Below are 16,000 nucleotides of genomic sequence, written 5' to 3' on the forward strand. Positions count from 1 at the left end.
GGCCGCGCCCCAGGAGCAACCGGACGGGCGCGCAGCCCATCAGGCCAGACCCGGTCAAGAGACCGGCCGGAGAAAGGGAAGAGAACGGCAAGAGTCCCGTATATGAAACCGGGAGCGGAAACGGGGGGCGAATGCAGGAGCGAAAACTGGGGCGAAAACGGGGGCGCCCCGCACCGGAACTCCGGTGCGGGGCGCCCCCGTTCGCCTTACGCGGACCTTACGAAGCGGCCCGATGAAGCGGGCCCTACGAAGCGGACCTTATGAATGCGTGCGCAGCAGCGTCCTCATCGTGCGCATCGCGACCGACAGGTTCGCCAGGTCGAACGCGTCCGAGCTCTGGATCTCCTCCAGGGTCGTCCGCGCGCGGCCCAGGATCGGCGCGTTCTTCTCCTGCCAGGCGTCGAACCGCTGCTCCGGCGTCGACACGCCGTTCCCGACGGACAGCACGTCGGACGTGAGGGCCGCGTGCGCCGCGTACAGGTCCTCTCGGATCGAGGCGCGGGCCATCGACTGCCAGCGGTCGGCCCGCGGCAGCTCGATGATGCGGTCCATCAGCTGCGTGATGGAGAGCCGGTCCGCGAGGTCGTAGTACACCTCGGCGACGGCCAGCGGGTCCTTGCCGATGCGGTCGGCGATCGCCACGATGTCGAGCGTCGGGAAGGCCGAGGAGAACCCGGCGACCCGCTGGGCCAGCTCCTCCGGCACACCCGCGCCGGTCAGCTCGTCGAGGATCGACTGGTACCACTCGGCGTCCGCGCCGCGCAGCATCTTCGGCATGGCCGACCACACCTCGGCGACGCCCTCGCTGAAGAACTCGATCGTCTCGGCGAGCTGGAGCGGCTGCGGCCGGTTGTTGAGCAGCCAGCGCGTGCCGCGCTCGACCAGACGGCGCGAGTGCAGCCTGATCCGGGTCTGGACGTCCGCGGCGACGACATTGTCGAGCGCCTCGACCGCGTCCCAGACCTCGCCGAGGCCGAAGATCTCGCGCGCGGCGAGCTGCGCCCGCACGATCTCCTCGAGGGACGCCCCGGTCTCCTCACGCAGACGGTGCAGGAACGTCGAGCCGCCCGTGTTCACGGTGTCGTTGACCAGCACCGTGGTGACGATCTCGCGGCGCAGCGCGTGCCCGTCGATCGCGTCGGAGAACCGCTCGCGCAGCGCCTGCGGGAAGTAGGCGTGCAGCAGCCTGCGCAGGTACGGGTCGTCCGGCAGCGACGTCTGGATCAGCTCGTGCGCGGCCGTGATCTTCGTGTAGGCGAGCAGGACGGCCAGCTCGGGCTGGCTGAGCCCGCGCCCGGAGTTCAGCAGCTCCTTGACCTGGCGGTCGGCCGGCAGGAACTCCAGGGCCCGGTCGAGGTTGCCGTCACGCACCAGCTTGCGCATGAAGCGCTGGTGGGCGTGGAGCAGGCCCGGCGCCTGGGCGACCGCGTTGGCCAGCGTGGTGTTCTGCGCGTAGTTGTTGCGCAGCACCAGGGCGCCGACCTCGTCGGTCATCTCGGCGAGCAGCTTGTTGCGCTGCTTGACGGTCATGTCGCCGTCCGCCACCAGGGCGTTCAGCAGGATCTTGATGTTCACCTCGTGGTCGGAGGTGTCCACGCCCGCACTGTTGTCGATGGCGTCGGTGTTGACCTTGCCGCCCTTGCGGGCGAACTCGATGCGGCCGAGCTGGGTCGCGCCCAGGTTGCCGCCCTCGCCGATCACCTTGGCCCGCACGTCCTGGCCGTCCACGCGGATCGCGTCGTTGGCCTTGTCGCCGACGTCCGCGTTCGACTCGGCGGACGACTTCACGTACGTGCCGATGCCGCCGTTCCACAGCAGGTCGACCGGCGCGTGCAGGATCGTCTTCATCAGGTCGGCCGGCGTCATCTTCGCGGCGCCCGACTCGATGCCGAGTGCCTCGCGGATGTGCGCGTTGAGCTGGATCGACTTGGCGGAGCGCGGGAAGATGCCGCCGCCCGCCGAGATCAGCTCCTTGTTGTAGTCGGCCCACGAGGAGCGCGGCAGGTCGAACAGCCGGCGGCGCTCGGCGTACGAGGTGGCCGCGTCGGGCCGCGGGTCGATGAAGATGTGCCGGTGGTCGAAGGCGGCGACCAGGCGGATGTGCTCGGAGAGCAGCATTCCGTTACCGAACACGTCACCACTCATGTCACCCACACCGACGACCGTGAAGTCCTCGGTCTGCGTGTCGGTGCCCAGCTCCCGGAAGTGCCGCTTCACGGACTCCCAGGCGCCGCGGGCGGTGATGCCCATGCCCTTGTGGTCGTAGCCCGCCGAGCCGCCGGAGGCGAAGGCGTCACCGAGCCAGAAGTTGTACGACTCCGCGACCGCGTTGGCGATGTCGGAGAACGTCGCCGTGCCCTTGTCGGCCGCGACCACGAGGTACGTGTCGTCCTCGTCGTGGCGCACGACGTCCGCCGGGGGCACGACCTCGCCGGCCACCAGGTTGTCCGTGATGTCGAGCAGCGCCGAGATGAAGGTCTTGTACGACGCCACGCCCTCGGCCAGCCACGCGTCACGGTCGACGCTCGGGTCCGGCAGGTTCTTGGCGACGAAGCCGCCCTTGGCGCCGACCGGCACGATGACGGTGTTCTTCACCATCTGCGCCTTGACCAGGCCGAGGACCTCGGTACGGAAGTCCTCACGGCGGTCGGACCAGCGCAGACCACCACGCGCGACCTTGCCGAAGCGCAGGTGCACGCCCTCGACCCGCGGCGAGTACACCCAGATCTCGAAGGCGGGGCGCGGCGCGGGCAGGTCGGGGATGGCCTGCGGGTCGAACTTCATCGACACGTACGGGTGCGGCGTGCCGTCGTCCCGCTTCTGGAAGAAGTTCGTCCGCAGGGTCGCCTTGATGACGGTGAGGAAGGACCGCAGGATGCGGTCCTCGTCCAGGCTCGCGACCTGGTCGAGCGCGCCGTCCAGCTCCTCCAGGAGCCCGTCGATCAGCTCGGTGCCGGCGCGCTGGCGCTCCGGCGACATCCGCGCCTCGAAGAGGCTCACCAGCAGACGGGTGGTGTGGACGTTGTTACGGAGGGTGTCCTCCATGTAGTCCTGGCTGAACGTGGAGCCGGCCTGACGCAGGTACTTCGCGTAGGCGCGCAGCACCATCGCCTGCCGCCAGTTCAGACCGGCGCTCAGGACCAGGGCGTTGAAGCCGTCGTTCTCGGCGGCACCGGTCCAGGTCGCCGAGAAGGCGTCCTGAACACGCTCGCGGGCGTCGTCACCGAGGTAGTCGCCGTTGCCGTTGCCCACCTTCGGCATGCGCAGGCCGAAGTCGTAGATCCACGCGGTGGTCCGGTCCGAGCAGCGCAGCTCGTAGGGGCGCTCGTCGATGACCTCGACGCCGAGCCGGTTGAGGACCGGCAGGACGGACGAGAGGGAGACCGGCGCGCCGGTGCGGTAGATCTTGAAGCGGCGCTCGCCGGGGGCCGCGCCCACGGGCTCGTACAGCGACAGCGCGAAGTCCTTCTCGCCGCGCTTGAGCGCTTCGAGGTGGACCAGGTCGGCGACCGCGGCGCGCGGCGAGTGGTCGGCCTTGTAGCCCTCGGGGAAGGAGCCGGAGTAGCGGCGGGCCAGCTCGGCCGCGCGCTCCTCGCCGCACTCCGCGTTCAGCGCCTCGGTGAAGCCGTCGGCCCAGGAGCGGGCGGCGTCCACGAGCCGCGCCTCGATGCGGTCGGTGTCGGCCTCGGTGAGCGCGGGCAGCTCGGTGCCCGGCTGGACGCGGATGACGAAGTGCAGGCGGGACAGGATCGACTCGGTGTTCCAGGCCGTGAAGTCGACGCTGGTGCCGTTCAGCTCTTCCTTGAGGATGTCGATGATCCGCAGCCGGACACCGGTGGTGTAGCGGTCGCGGGGCAGGTAGACGAGGGCCGAGTAGTAGCGGCCGTACTCGTCCTGGCGCAGGTAGAGCCGCAGCCGGCGGCGCTCCTGGAGGTACAGGACGCTGGTGACGATGGCGCGCAGCTCGTCGGCGGGCGTCTGGAACAGCTCGTCACGCGGGTACGTCTCCAGGATCTGGAGCAGGTCGCGGCCGTCGTGGCTGTTGGGCGAGAAGCCCGCGCCCTTCAGGACCTCCTCGACCTTGCGGCGCACGACCGGGACGCGCCGGACGCTCTCCGTGTACGCGGCGCTGGAGAAGAGGCCCAGGAAGCGGCGCTCGCCGACGACGTTGCCCTCGGCGTCGAACTTCTTCACGCCGACGTAGTCCAGGTACGACGGGCGGTGCACGGTGGCGCGGCTGTTGGCCTTGGTCAGCACGAGGAGCTTGTGCTCGCGGGCCTTGGCGCGCGCATCGGCCGGAAGCCGGCTGAAGGACGGGCTGACCGGGTGGTGGTCGTCGCCGCCGTGCTGGGGGTCGGAGCGCAGGATGCCGAGTCCGGTGCCGGGAACGGCGGACAGCGAGTCGTCCTCACGCAGCGCGTACTCGCGGTAGCCGAGGAACGTGAAGTGGTCGTCGGACAGCCAGCGCAGCAGCTCGCGGGCCTCGTCGATCTCCTGGTCGCGCAGGTCGTCGGCGGTGGGCTCGCTGGGCAGCTCGTCGGCGATGCGCAGCGCCGAGTCCCGCATCTTCTCCCAGTCCTCGACGGCCTCGCGGACGTCGGACAGGACCCGGAGGAGGTCGCTGGTGATCTGCTTCAGGTCGGCGCGGTCGGTCTCGCGGTCCATCTCCACGTGGATCCACGACTCGGTGAGCGTGTCGTGGCCGTCGGCGGCCGTGCCCGCGGGCAGGACCTCCTGGAGCTTGCCGGTCAGGTCACGGCGGACGGTGACCTGCGGGTGGATCACGACGTGGATGCCGCGGCCCTGGCGGGACAGCTCGTTCGTGACCGAGTCGACCAGGAACGGCATGTCGTCGGTGACGACCTCGACGACGGAGTGGCTGCAGGTCCAGCCGTTCTCCTCGACGGTCGGCGTGTGGACCCTGACGTTCGCGGTGCCCTGCGGGCGGACCTCGGCGAGGCGGTAGTGGGAGACGGCTGCCCCGAAGACGTCGACCGGGTCACGGTCGGCCAGGTCCTCGGGTGCGGTGTGCAGGTAGTAGCGCTGGAGGAACGCGAGTACCGACTCCTGGTCCGGAGTGCCCTCGCCCTTCGTCCCGGCCGGTAGATGCCCCCCTGCCGGGCTGTTCTCAGCTACCCGGGCGGCCCTTTCGAGCAGCTCGGCCTTGGCTTCGTCCAGCTTGGTCTGCATTGTCCTCTGGCTCCTGTCGCGCGCCGTTGCGTGACGTTGAAGAAATAGATGCGGCACAACGCCACGACGCGGGGTCTCCGGTCGATGTCGACGTTATGCCGGGATGAGAGATGAACGGGCGACTATCCGCCATTTTTGGCGTATTTCCTGCCCGGAACCAGGACGGCATCCATGCTCCGCCCCAAAGGGAATGGTCAGCGGAGCCCCGGGCACGGATGTAGATCTCCGTGTGCTCCCGGCGCGGGCAGGGGGCGACGATGCCCCCGCGAGATATCGCGCTGATCACGGGTCAAGGCTATCTCCCCTCCCCCGGGAGTCGTCATGAGCCGTATGTGTACAAATACAGCGGTCGAACTTTGACACTATGCACAGGGACATCCGCCCGTTTGCCTGCTTCATGCATGCTTCGAGGGGTTGCCAGACGGCCCGGCCGGGTCCACGTTGAGGGGGAGAACCCCGGCCCGAGGCTCCGAGGGGAGCGCACAGTCATGGCACCCAAGATCCTCCTGGTGACCGGCGACGCCGCCGAGTCACTGGAAGTCCTGTACCCCTACCAGCGCCTGCGCGAGGAGGGTTACGAGGTCCACATCGCCGCCCCGGAGCGCAAGAAGCTGCGCTTCGTCGTCCATGACTTCGAACCGGGGTTCGACACGTACACGGAGAAGCCCGGCTACACCTGGCCGGCCGACCTCGCGTTCTCCGAGGTCGATCCCGGGGACTACGTCGCGATCGTGATCCCGGGCGGCCGCGCCCCCGAGTATCTGCGCAACGACCCCGAACTGCGCAAGATCCTGAAGTCCTTTTTCGACGCCGACAAGCCCGTCGCCCAGATCTGCCACGGCCCGCTCCTGACGGCGGCGATCGACGGCCTGCGCGGGCGCCGCGTCACGGCCTACCCGGCTCTGGAGTACGACATGCAGGTGGCGGGCGCGAGCTTCCGCGACACGGAGGTGGTGGTCGACGGGACGCTGGTGTCGTCCCGCGCCTGGCCGGACCACCCGGCGTGGATGCGCGAGTTCCTCACGGTGCTGCGCGCGAAGGCGCCGGTGATCTGAGCGGCTGAGAGTGGGCGGCTGCCCCGCCGACGAGGGCAGCCGCCACGGCGGAGCCCCGTTGCCACGACAGCCGGGAGAGTTGACCATTTCTGCTGCCCGGCGCTCCACTACACGCTCCACCCTGACGGCTGCGGGCCGCCCAGGGCATCGGTATCGCCGGGGACAGGTATACGCATTTAGCCACTGAGACCTTGATCGGTATACCTACGTGGGCTGGGCGCCCCCGTAAGGGGCGCGGGGCTGTGTCGATATGCGGCTCCGCCGCGTGGGCGCGACAAGCCCCCACCGAACCCGCACCGTCACGACGTACCCGCAACCGCGGCAATCTCCGTCCGGGACGCAACCCCCAACTTGGCCAAGATGTGCTCCACATGCGCATCAGCCGTCCGCTTCGAAATAACGAGCCGCTCGGCGATAGCCCGGTTGGACAACCCCTCCGCCACCAGCGCAGCGACCTCCCGCTCGCGCCGCGTCAGCGCATCCGCGCCCCCCGCACCGCGCGGAGCCGGCACCGCGGCCGGGGTCTCCGCCCCGCTGCGCACCGCGGCGAGTATCTGTCGCCCCGAGAGCCGCGCCCCCACCCCGTGCCACCGCTCGTACTGCGTGCCACCCAGCGCGGCCCGCACCGTCTTGACGGCGGACTCCTGCTCGTCGAACAGCGAGGGCAGCATGCCGACGGGGTCGCCGCCGCCCAGGTGCTGCCGCGCGTTCTCCGCGTAGCCGAGCAGCCAGGCGGCCCGCACATGGCGGCCCTCGTGGGCCGCCACCCAGGCCAGGCCCAGGCAGCACAGCGCGGCGACCAGGACCTCGTCGATCTCGCCCGCCGCCTCGAGGGCCCGGGACAGCGGCCCGACACTTTCCTCGCGGCGCCCGGCCAGCCAGAGGATCAGGCCCTGCACCATCAGCGTCGACCCGTACAGCTGCCGCTCGCCCGCGCCCTCGAGGTACGCGAGCCCCTGGTCGCACAGCTCCAGGGCGCCCTCCTGGTCGCCGAGGACGGCCCGCAGCAGGGCTCCCTCGTAGTGGATGACGCCGATCCCGAGTCCGTCGTCGGTCTCCAGGAGGCGCTGTCTGGCCTCCTCCATGGCGACGAGTCCTTCGGGCTCCCCGCACAGCGCGGTGAGCCCGCCGAGGTAGGCGTCACAGAAGAGCGCGACCCGCGTGTTCCCCGCGCGCCGCGCCACGCCCGACGCCACCTGGAACTGTTCGAGCGCCGTCGGCAGGTCGCCCGTCCACACGGAGAAGAGCCCGGTCATGAACTGCCCCCAGGACTGCTCCTCTCCGTCCCCCGGCAGCAGCGCGAGCCCCTTCTCGATCCAGTAGCGGCCCTCCGACAGCGCGCCCGACGCCCGCCAGAACGGCCCCAGCTGGGCGGCGAGCCACAGCCCCTCGGCAGCTCCTCCCTCGGTGGCGTACGCGTACTCCAGGGCGGCCCGCAGGTCGGGCATCTCGGCGCGCAGCATGCGGTGCATACCCGGCTGCTCGGGTCCGAGGAAGGTGTCCCAGAAACGCTGTCCTAGGTCGCGGTAGTACGTGAAGTGCCGCTCCCGCACGGGCGCTTCGGCGTCCGCCTCGGCCAGCCACTCGGCGCCGTACTCGCGGATGGTGTCCAGGAGCCGGTAACGGCTCCCGTTCTCCCCGATGCGCTGGACGACGGACTTGTCGACGAGGCCGATCAGCTGCTCCAGGACCGCGCCGGCCGGCAGCTCACCGCCGGCCTCGGGCCCCGCGCCGACCCGCTCGGCGGCGGTCAGCTCGAAGGACCCGGCGAAGACGGAGAGCCGCGCCCACAGCAGCCGCTCCTCGGGCGTGCACAGCTCGTGCGACCAGCCGATGGCCGTACGCAGCGTCTGATGGCGGGTGAGCGCGGTGCGCCGGCCGCCGGTGAGGACCTCGAAGCGGTGGTTGAGCCGTGCCACGAGCTGCTCCAGGGGGACGGCCCGCAGCCGCACCGCCGCCAGTTCGAGCGCGAGGGGGATCCCGTCGAGCCGCGCGGCGAGCGCCCGCACCTGCTCACGGTTGCCGGCGTCGACCGCGAAGCCGGGGACCACGGCCGCCGCCCGCTGCACGAACAGCTCCACGGCGTCGTCCGGCGGCAGCGGCGCAACCGGGCAGCAGTGCTCACCCGGCACGTCGAGCGGCTGCCGGCTGGTGGCGAGCACGCTGACGCCCGCGGCCTCGCGCAGCAGGATGTCAGCGAGCATGGCGCACGCGTCGACGAGGTGCTCGCAGGTGTCGAGCACGATGAGCAGCCGGCGCCCCTGAAGGTGCGCCACGATCGCGTCGAGCGGCTCCATCCCGGCCTGCTCGGGCAGTTCGAGTACGGCCGCGAGCGTCGCCGGGATCAGCTCGGGGTCACGCAGCGCCGAGAGCTCCACCAGCCATATCCCGTCGGGGAACCGCTCCCCGAGTCCGGCCGCGGCCCGCAGCGCGGTACGGCTCTTGCCGACCCCGCCCGGTCCCACGAGCGTGACAAGTCGCGCCTGCCCGAACGCGTCCCGCACCTGTGCGAGTTCGTCCGCTCTGCCGACGAATGTGGTCACATCGGCCGGGAGTTGCCCCCCGCGCCGCTGCCCGAAGCCGAATCCCATGCTGCCGCGCCCCCGCCCCGCTCTGCCGGATGTCTGCATTCCGGTTCGTCGAACCCACCACAGCGTACGCAGCCTGCCGCGGAGCGTGAGCGGATTCGCCTACTCCGCCAGGCGTTTCGCCACCCCCACCGCCTCGGCGAGGGTGTCCACGACGGGTGCTCCCGCGCCTTCGAGGCTGGCTCTGCTGTGTGATCCGCCGGTGTAGAGCACGGCCCGCGCGCCCGCGTGCTGCGCCGCCACCGCGTCGTCGGCCGCGTCGCCGATGACCACCGTGCGCCGCGGTGCCACGCCCGCGCCGGCCAGGGCACCCAGGTGGCGGACCATGTGCTCGGCCTTGCTCCCGCCGGAGGGGCCGGTGCGTCCGTCGACCCGCAGAAAGTGCGACTCGATGCCGAACTCCCGTACGAGCGGGATCAGTTCGTCATGCCCGTACATGCTGAGGATCGACTGGCTGCGCCCTTCGGAGGACCAGTCGGCGAGCAGCAGCTCCGCCCCGTCGGCGAGCCCGCAGGCGGTGCGGTGGAGTGTGTAGTGCCGCTGGAACGCGGTGTCCATGCGCTCCCACTCGACCTCGGTGGGGACCCGTCCCATCAGCCGCTGGTAGAAGCGGGGTATCGGCACGCAGTACAGCTCGCGGTACCGCTCCAGGGTGATCGGCTCCAGGCCGATCTCCTCGAAGGCGGCGTTGGTCGCGCTGACGACCGCGTCGTTGTCATGGAACAACGTCCCGTTCCAGTCCCAGACGATGTGTGCTCCGGCTGCGTGCTTCCCCATGCCAAGAACGTACCCGCGATGACTGACAATCCCACGTTCTCGCAGGTCAGTCGCCCTGGCCAAGGAGGTTCGGGATCTCCTGCACGGCAAACCAGAGGAGCTCGTGGTCCTCGGCCCCGTCGACCACGAACTGCGCGTCGTCGTCGCCCTGGTCCGCCGCCCCGAGCGCCGCGGCGGCGATCGCCACGTCCTTCTCGGCCTCGCCGGCGTCCACGTGCACCGCGGCGGCCTTGGCGAGCCGGACCGCGTCCGCGATCCGCACCTCGCCGAGCGCGCCCGGGTCGAGCCCTCGGTCGGGGTCGGCGACGGCGGCGCCGTCCGGCACGTCGAGGGCGACCACGACCCGCTTGCGCGGGGCGTCCGGCTCTCCCGCGATCATCCGCAGGGAGGCGAGGGCCGCGCGGTTGAGGGCCGCGTACTCCAGCTCCTCGATGTCGTCGGAGACGTACCACTCGCGCAGCGCGGGCGTGACGGCGTACGCGGTGAGCGGTCCGGGCCCCAGTTCGCCCGCCTTGTGCGCCTCGGCGAGACGGGGCAGGGACAGGGGAACGTACACGCGCATGGCTGGCCACTTTCGTCGGCGAGAGAGGCTTCAGGATACGCGCGGGAGTCCCCTTTCGGGGTGCCGGTCACCGCCCGTGCACACGTCCACGCGGACGCCCTCCGTCACCCTCTCCCGCGCTGCCCGCGCCTGCCTCGTCCGCCCGCGCGCCACCCGGATAGGTGATCCTTCCGGCCGCCCGCGCGGGGGCCCTGCGGCCTTGTGACCCGCACCGCGACCCGCGTACAAGATCCCCAAGCGAAGTTACCGGCCGGTATCGACCGGTCCGCAAGGCGAACGGGGAACCGCACATGCACGAGCCCACCGCTCACGAACCGCCACTGCGCAAGGTCATGGACCAGCCGCGGCGCCGCCCCAGGACCCGCCCTCCCGGCGGCCGCCCGCCCGGCCGGCACGACGCCCGGCGCCCCGGCGGGCGCCCCTCCCGCGTCCCGCCCCAGCTCCCGCCGCACCCCGCCGAACTCTTCACCGAGCGCCTCCTGCTCGTCCTCACCGGCCAGCGCCCCGTCCACTGGGCGTCCCGCCACTTCAGCGGATCCCTCTACGACGTCCTGATCCGGCTCGCCGAGAACCAGCCCCTGAACGACCAGGGGCGGCAGCCCGTCGTCCGCGGCATCGGCCACTACCAGCCCGAACCCGGCGTCTTCGAGGTCTTCGCCCGGATCAGCGCCGGCCCCCGGCTGCACGCCCTCGCCTTCCGGCTTCACCTGGGCGACGACCGCCGCTGGCGCTGCACGGCCGTCGAGATGGGCGGCGGCCGCCCTGCCCTCGCTCCGTGAAGCGACCGCGGGAGAGGGAGAGGGCGGCAGGAGAGCGGTGAGAGGGGTGCAGGAACGACGGGAGGGGCCGGGCACCCACAGGTGCCCGGCCCCTCCCGTCACGTACGCACACGCCCGGTCAGAACGTGCGCACGCACCGATCAGAGTGCGCGCGGCGCGCTACTTCTTGCGGCGACGGCCGCCCTTCTGCTGCTTGCGGCGCTCCGCGCGCGTGAGGCCGTCGGCCTCGGAGCGCGTCGGGCCGTCCTCGGAGATGTAGTCCATCTCGTCCACGCCGCCCTCGGCGTTCGGCGCCTGGAAGTGCAGGCGGTCGGGGCGCTGCGGGGCGTCGAGACCCTTGGCGCGGATCTCGGGACGGCCGACACCCGCGGGCACGGCGTCCTGCTTCTCCAGGGACGGCGCCGCGTCCTCCACCGGGACCTCTTCGACCTGCTGCTCGACCTGGACCTCCAGGTTGAACAGGTAGCCGACGGACTCCTCCTTGATGCCCTCCATCATGGCGGTGAACATGTCGAAGCCCTCGCGCTGGTACTCGACCAGCGGGTCCTTCTGCGCCATGGCGCGCAGGCCGATGCCCTCCTGGAGGTAGTCCATCTCGTAGAGGTGCTCACGCCACTTGCGGTCCAGGACCGACAGGACCACGCGGCGCTCCAGCTCACGCATGATGTCCGAGCCGAGCTGCTCCTCACGCGCGGCGTACTGCGCGTGGATGTCCTCCTTGACGGACTCGCCGATGAACTCGGCCGTCAGACCCGCACGGTCGCCCGCCGCGTCCTCCAGCTCCTCGACGGTGACCTTCACCGGGTAGAGCTGCTTGAAGGCGCCCCACAGACGGTCGAGGTCCCACTCCTCGGCGAAGCCCTCGGCGGTCTCCGCCGCGATGTACGCGTCGATCGTGTCGTCCATGAAGTGCTGCACCTGCTCGTGCAGGTCCTCGCCCTCCAGGACGCGGCGCCGCTCTCCGTAGATGACCTCACGCTGCCGGTTGAGGACCTCGTCGTACTTGAGGACGTTCTTCCGGGTCTCGAAGTTCTGCTGCTCGACCTGCGACTGGGCCGACGCGATCGCGCGCGTGACCATCTTGTTCTCGATCGGCACGTCGTCCGGGACGTTCGCCATGGACATCACGCGCTCGACCATCTGGGCCTTGAACAGGCGCATCAGGTCGTCACCGAGCGACAGGTAGAAGCGGGACTCGCCGGGGTCACCCTGACGGCCGGAGCGACCACGCAGCTGGTTGTCGATACGGCGCGACTCGTGGCGCTCCGTACCGAGGACGTAGAGCCCGCCGAGCGACTTGACCTCTTCGAACTCGGCCTTCACGGCCTTTTCGGCCCGCTCCAGGGCGTCGGGCAGCGCGGCAGCCCACTCCTCGATGTGCTCCTCGGGGTCGAGGCCGCGCTGGCGCAGCTCCGCCTCGGCGAGGTCGTCGGGGTTGCCGCCGAGCTTGATGTCGGTGCCTCGTCCGGCCATGTTCGTGGCGACGGTGACGGCGCCCTTGCGGCCGGCCTGGGCGACGATCACGGCCTCGCGGTCGTGCTGCTTGGCGTTGAGCACCTCGTGCTGGACACCGCGCTTGGAGAGCTGCTGCGAGAGGTACTCGGACTTCTCGACCGACGTCGTACCGACGAGGATCGGCTGGCCCTGCTCGTGCTTCTCGGCGATGTCGTCGACGACCGCGTCGAACTTGGCGACCTCGGTGCGGTAGATCAGGTCCGCCTGGTCCTTGCGCTGCATCGGCTTGTTGGTCGGGATCGGGACCACGCCGAGCTTGTAGATCTGGTGGAACTCGGCGGCCTCGGTCATGGCCGTACCGGTCATGCCGGAGAGCTTGTCGTAGAGACGGAAGAAGTTCTGCAGGGTGATCGTCGCGAGGGTCTGGTTCTCGTCCTTGATGTCCACCCCTTCCTTCGCCTCGATCGCCTGGTGCATGCCCTCGTTGTAACGGCGGCCGGCGAGGATACGGCCGGTGTGCTCGTCGACGATCATGACTTCGCCGTCCATGACGACGTAGTCCTTGTCTTTCTTGAACAGTTCCTTCGCCTTGATGGCGTTGTTCAGATAGCCGACGAGCGGGGTGTTCACCGACTCGTAGAGGTTGTCGATGCCCAGCCAGTCCTCGACCTTGGAGACGCCGGGCTCGTGGATCGCGACGGTGCGCTTCTTCTCGTCGACCTCGTAGTCGCCGGTCTCCTCGATGCCCTTCAGCGGGTTGCCGGGCTCGCCCTTCTTCAGGCGGGTGACCAGCTTCGCGAAGTCGCCGTACCACTTGGTGGCCTGGTCGGCGGGGCCGGAGATGATCAGCGGCGTACGGGCCTCGTCGACGAGGATCGAGTCGACCTCGTCGACCACCGCGAAGTTGTGGCCGCGCTGGACGAGCTCCTCCTGGGACCACGCCATGTTGTCGCGGAGGTAGTCGAAACCGAACTCGTTGTTCGTGCCGTACGTGATGTCGCAGGCGTACTGCTCGCGGCGCTGCGCCGGCGTCATGTTCGCCAGGATGCAGCCCACGCTCAGGCCGAGGAACTTGTGGACGCGGCCCATCATCTCGGAGTCGCGCTCGGCCAGGTAGTCGTTCACCGTGATCAGGTGGACGCCCTCGCCGGACAGCGCGTTCAGATACGTCGGGAGCGTGCCGACCAGGGTCTTGCCCTCGCCGGTCTTCATCTCGGCCACATAGCCGAGGTGCAGCGCGGCGCCGCCCATCAGCTGCACGTCGTAGTGACGCTGGCCGAGGACACGCTTGGCGGCCTCACGGACCGTGGCGAACGCCTCGGGGAGCAGGTCGTCGAGGCTCTCGCCGCCGGCGTACCTCTCCTTGTACTCGTCGGTGAGGGCCCGCAGCTCGGCGTCGGAGAGGCTGACGAAGTCCTCTTCGATGGAGTTGACCTGGTCCGCGATGCGGTGCAGCTTGCGCAGGATCTTGCCTTCGCCTGCACGCATGAGCTTCGAAAGGACGGACACGGGGGTTGGTCTCCTTGCCGGTCGGGCCTGGCACGGTCGGGTGTGACGGTATAGAGCAACGGCCATCGTATGCGAGGACCCCGGCGCGCCGGGAGGTCTGCAATAACCGCAGCCATAGGGACAACGGACGAGGGCCTCTCAAGGTGCCGCAACGGAGCCGCGGACCTCGACTGCGAAAGGTAACAGCGCGCTCACCCTGTGAAATCTGCTGGCGCCCCGCCCGGCCGCCGAGCAGAATCGGCCGATGGAACCCGTCGTACTCACCACCGACCGCCTGCGACTGCGCACGTTCACCCCGGAGGACACCGACGAAGTGTTCCTCGCGGTCCAGGATCCCGACATCCAGCGCTGGACCACCATCCCGTCGCCCTACGCGCGCGTGGACGCCGAACACTTCGTCGGCCGCATGGTCCCGGACGGCTGGCGGGCCGACACGGAGTACACGTTCGCCGTACGGCTGAGCGAGGACGGCCCCGTGATCGCCGCCGCGAGCCTGCACCACCCGCGCACGGGCTCCTGGGAGGTCGGTTTCTGGACGGCCAAGGAGCACCGCGGCCGCGGCTACATGACAGAGGCGGTCCTCGCGCTCGCCCACTGGGCCTTCACCGACCTGGCATGTACGCGCCTGGAGTGGCGGGCCGAAGTGGGCAACGTCGGGTCGCGGACCGTCGCCGAGAAGGCCGGCTTCACCGTGGAGGGCGTCCTGCGGGCGGCGCTGCCGAACAAGGGCGTGCTGCGCGACTGCTGGGTCGGCGCGCTCCTCCCCCCGGACCTCGGCCTCCCGCCGGCCCTGCCGTATCTGCCGTCCCCCGCGTGAGTGCCACCGGCGTGACCGCAGGGGTCATCTCCCGTTCCCCGACTGACTGTCAGTGGCGCGTCCTATCGTTCGTGACATGACGACCTTGCCGCGCCCGGCCGCCGAACTCTCCGCCGACGAGGCCCGCCGCATCGCGCTGCGGGCCCAGGGGTTCCTTGGCGCGCCGGACCGCAGAGCCGGGGTGCGCGGCGCCCTGCGCCACCTCGGCGCGGTCCAGCTCGACACGATCTCGGTCCTCGCCCGCTCGCACGAGCTCGTCCCGTACGCGCGCCTGGGCGCGGTCGGCCGCAGGACGGTCGAGGACGCGTACTGGACGCCGGGCGCGGGCGGGGCACCCCACGCCTTCGAGTACTGGTCGCACGCGGCGTGCATCCTGCCCATCGAGGAGTGGCCGCACTTCGCGTTCCGCCGCCGCGGCTACCGCTCGCGGCCGCACTGGGGACACCCCCTCCCCGACGGCGCGTACGAGCAGGTCGTCAAGCAGCTGCGCGCCGAAGGCCCGCTCACGGCCACGGAGTTGGGCGGCGCGAAGAACAAGGGCGAGTGGTGGGACTGGTCCGACGCGAAGGTCGCCGTGGAGCGCGCCCTGATGTACGGCGAGGTCGTGTGCACCCAGCGGCGCGGCTGGAAGCGCGTGTACGACCTCGCCGAGCGGGCCGTGCCGCAGGAGCTGCTCCATGACGACCTGGACGACCGGGAGTGTGTGCGCCGCCTGGTCCGCCTCGCCGGCCAGTCCCTGGGCGTCGGCACGCGTTCCGACATCGCGGACTACCACCGCCTCAAGAGCGAGCAGTTCGACGCCGTGGTCGAGGACGCGGGCCTGGTCCCGGTGACCGTCGAGGGCTGGGGGAAGCCGGCCTGGGCGGACCCGGCGGCGCTGGAGAGCTCCCCGCGCGGCCGCCACCGCACGACGCTGCTCTCGCCCTTCGACTCCCTGGTCTGGGAGCGGGCACGCACGGAGCGGATCTTCGGCTTCGCGCACCGCCTGGAGGCGTACGTCCCCAAGCCGAAGCGGGTGCACGGGTACTTCGCTATGCCGGTCCTGGCGGGCGGGCACCTGGTGGGCCGGGTCGACCCCGCGCGCGACGGGAGCACGCTGGTCGCCAAGCAGGTGTCCCTGGACGGACCGAAGGCGGTCCCGGCCGTGGCGCAGGCACTTCGGGAGGCAGCGGAGTGGGTGGGCTGCGACGCGGTCCGGGTCGAGCGCGTCGACGCGGCCGAGCTCAGACCCGCCCTGGTCGCCGCGGTCGCCTGAACCTGGATCTGGC

9 protein-coding genes are annotated in these 16,000 nt (G+C 70.6%); 4 read left to right on the forward strand and 5 right to left on the reverse strand.

Features of this window, described 5'->3' with window-relative positions; translation table 11 throughout:
• Nucleotides 1-258: 258 nt before the first annotated feature.
• A complete protein-coding gene (locus tag EOT10_RS16200; RefSeq protein WP_127828895.1) occupies nucleotides 259-5,190 on the reverse strand; it encodes an NAD-glutamate dehydrogenase in 4,932 nt (1,643 codons plus the stop codon).
• A 488-nt stretch (nucleotides 5,191-5,678) separates the two neighbouring features.
• On the opposite strand from EOT10_RS16200, the gene EOT10_RS16205 reads away from it, so the two are divergent.
• Nucleotides 5,679-6,245 (forward strand): DJ-1/PfpI family protein, encoded by a 567-nt coding sequence (locus tag EOT10_RS16205; RefSeq protein WP_127828896.1) that lies wholly within the window; start codon nucleotides 5,679-5,681, stop codon nucleotides 6,243-6,245.
• 299 nt (nucleotides 6,246-6,544) lie between these two features.
• Here EOT10_RS16205 and EOT10_RS16210 read toward each other — a convergent pair whose 3' ends face one another.
• From EOT10_RS16210 to EOT10_RS16220, 3 genes are all read right to left on the reverse strand, one after another.
• Entirely contained in the window at nucleotides 6,545-8,836 is a 2,292-nt protein-coding gene (locus tag EOT10_RS16210) for an ATP-binding protein (RefSeq protein WP_127828897.1), read from the reverse strand.
• 99 nt (nucleotides 8,837-8,935) lie between these two features.
• Nucleotides 8,936-9,610, reverse strand: a complete 675-nt coding sequence (locus EOT10_RS16215) for an HAD family hydrolase (protein WP_127828898.1) — start codon at nucleotides 9,608-9,610, stop codon at nucleotides 8,936-8,938.
• Nucleotides 9,611-9,656: 46 nt separating this feature from the next.
• A complete protein-coding gene (locus tag EOT10_RS16220; protein ID WP_127828899.1) occupies nucleotides 9,657-10,172 on the reverse strand; it encodes a DUF6912 family protein in 516 nt (171 codons plus the stop codon).
• 290 nt (nucleotides 10,173-10,462) lie between these two features.
• On the opposite strand from EOT10_RS16220, the gene EOT10_RS16225 reads away from it, so the two are divergent.
• Complete coding sequence (locus EOT10_RS16225) at nucleotides 10,463-10,951, forward strand: Rv3235 family protein (RefSeq protein ID WP_223280995.1); 489 nt, start codon at nucleotides 10,463-10,465, stop codon at nucleotides 10,949-10,951.
• Nucleotides 10,952-11,110: 159 nt separating this feature from the next.
• Here the strand turns inward: EOT10_RS16225 and secA are convergent, their stop codons facing one another.
• Nucleotides 11,111-13,915, reverse strand: a complete 2,805-nt coding sequence (gene secA, locus EOT10_RS16230) for a preprotein translocase subunit SecA (protein ID WP_127828900.1) — start codon at nucleotides 13,913-13,915, stop codon at nucleotides 11,111-11,113.
• Nucleotides 13,916-14,159: 244 nt separating this feature from the next.
• On the opposite strand from secA, the gene EOT10_RS16235 reads away from it, so the two are divergent.
• On the forward strand, nucleotides 14,160-14,732 hold the full coding sequence (locus tag EOT10_RS16235) for a GNAT family N-acetyltransferase (protein WP_127828901.1): 573 nt from the start codon (nucleotides 14,160-14,162) through the stop codon (nucleotides 14,730-14,732).
• Nucleotides 14,733-14,808: 76 nt separating this feature from the next.
• Nucleotides 14,809-15,987 carry a winged helix-turn-helix domain-containing protein gene (locus EOT10_RS16240; protein ID WP_127828902.1) on the forward strand — a complete coding sequence of 393 codons (1,179 nt, stop codon included), beginning with the start codon at nucleotides 14,809-14,811 and terminating at the stop codon, nucleotides 15,985-15,987.
• Nucleotides 15,988-16,000 lie beyond the last annotated feature (13 nt).

It is taken from the genome of Streptomyces antnestii (assembly GCF_004005495.1).
Classification (GTDB): domain Bacteria; phylum Actinomycetota; class Actinomycetes; order Streptomycetales; family Streptomycetaceae; genus Streptomyces; species Streptomyces antnestii.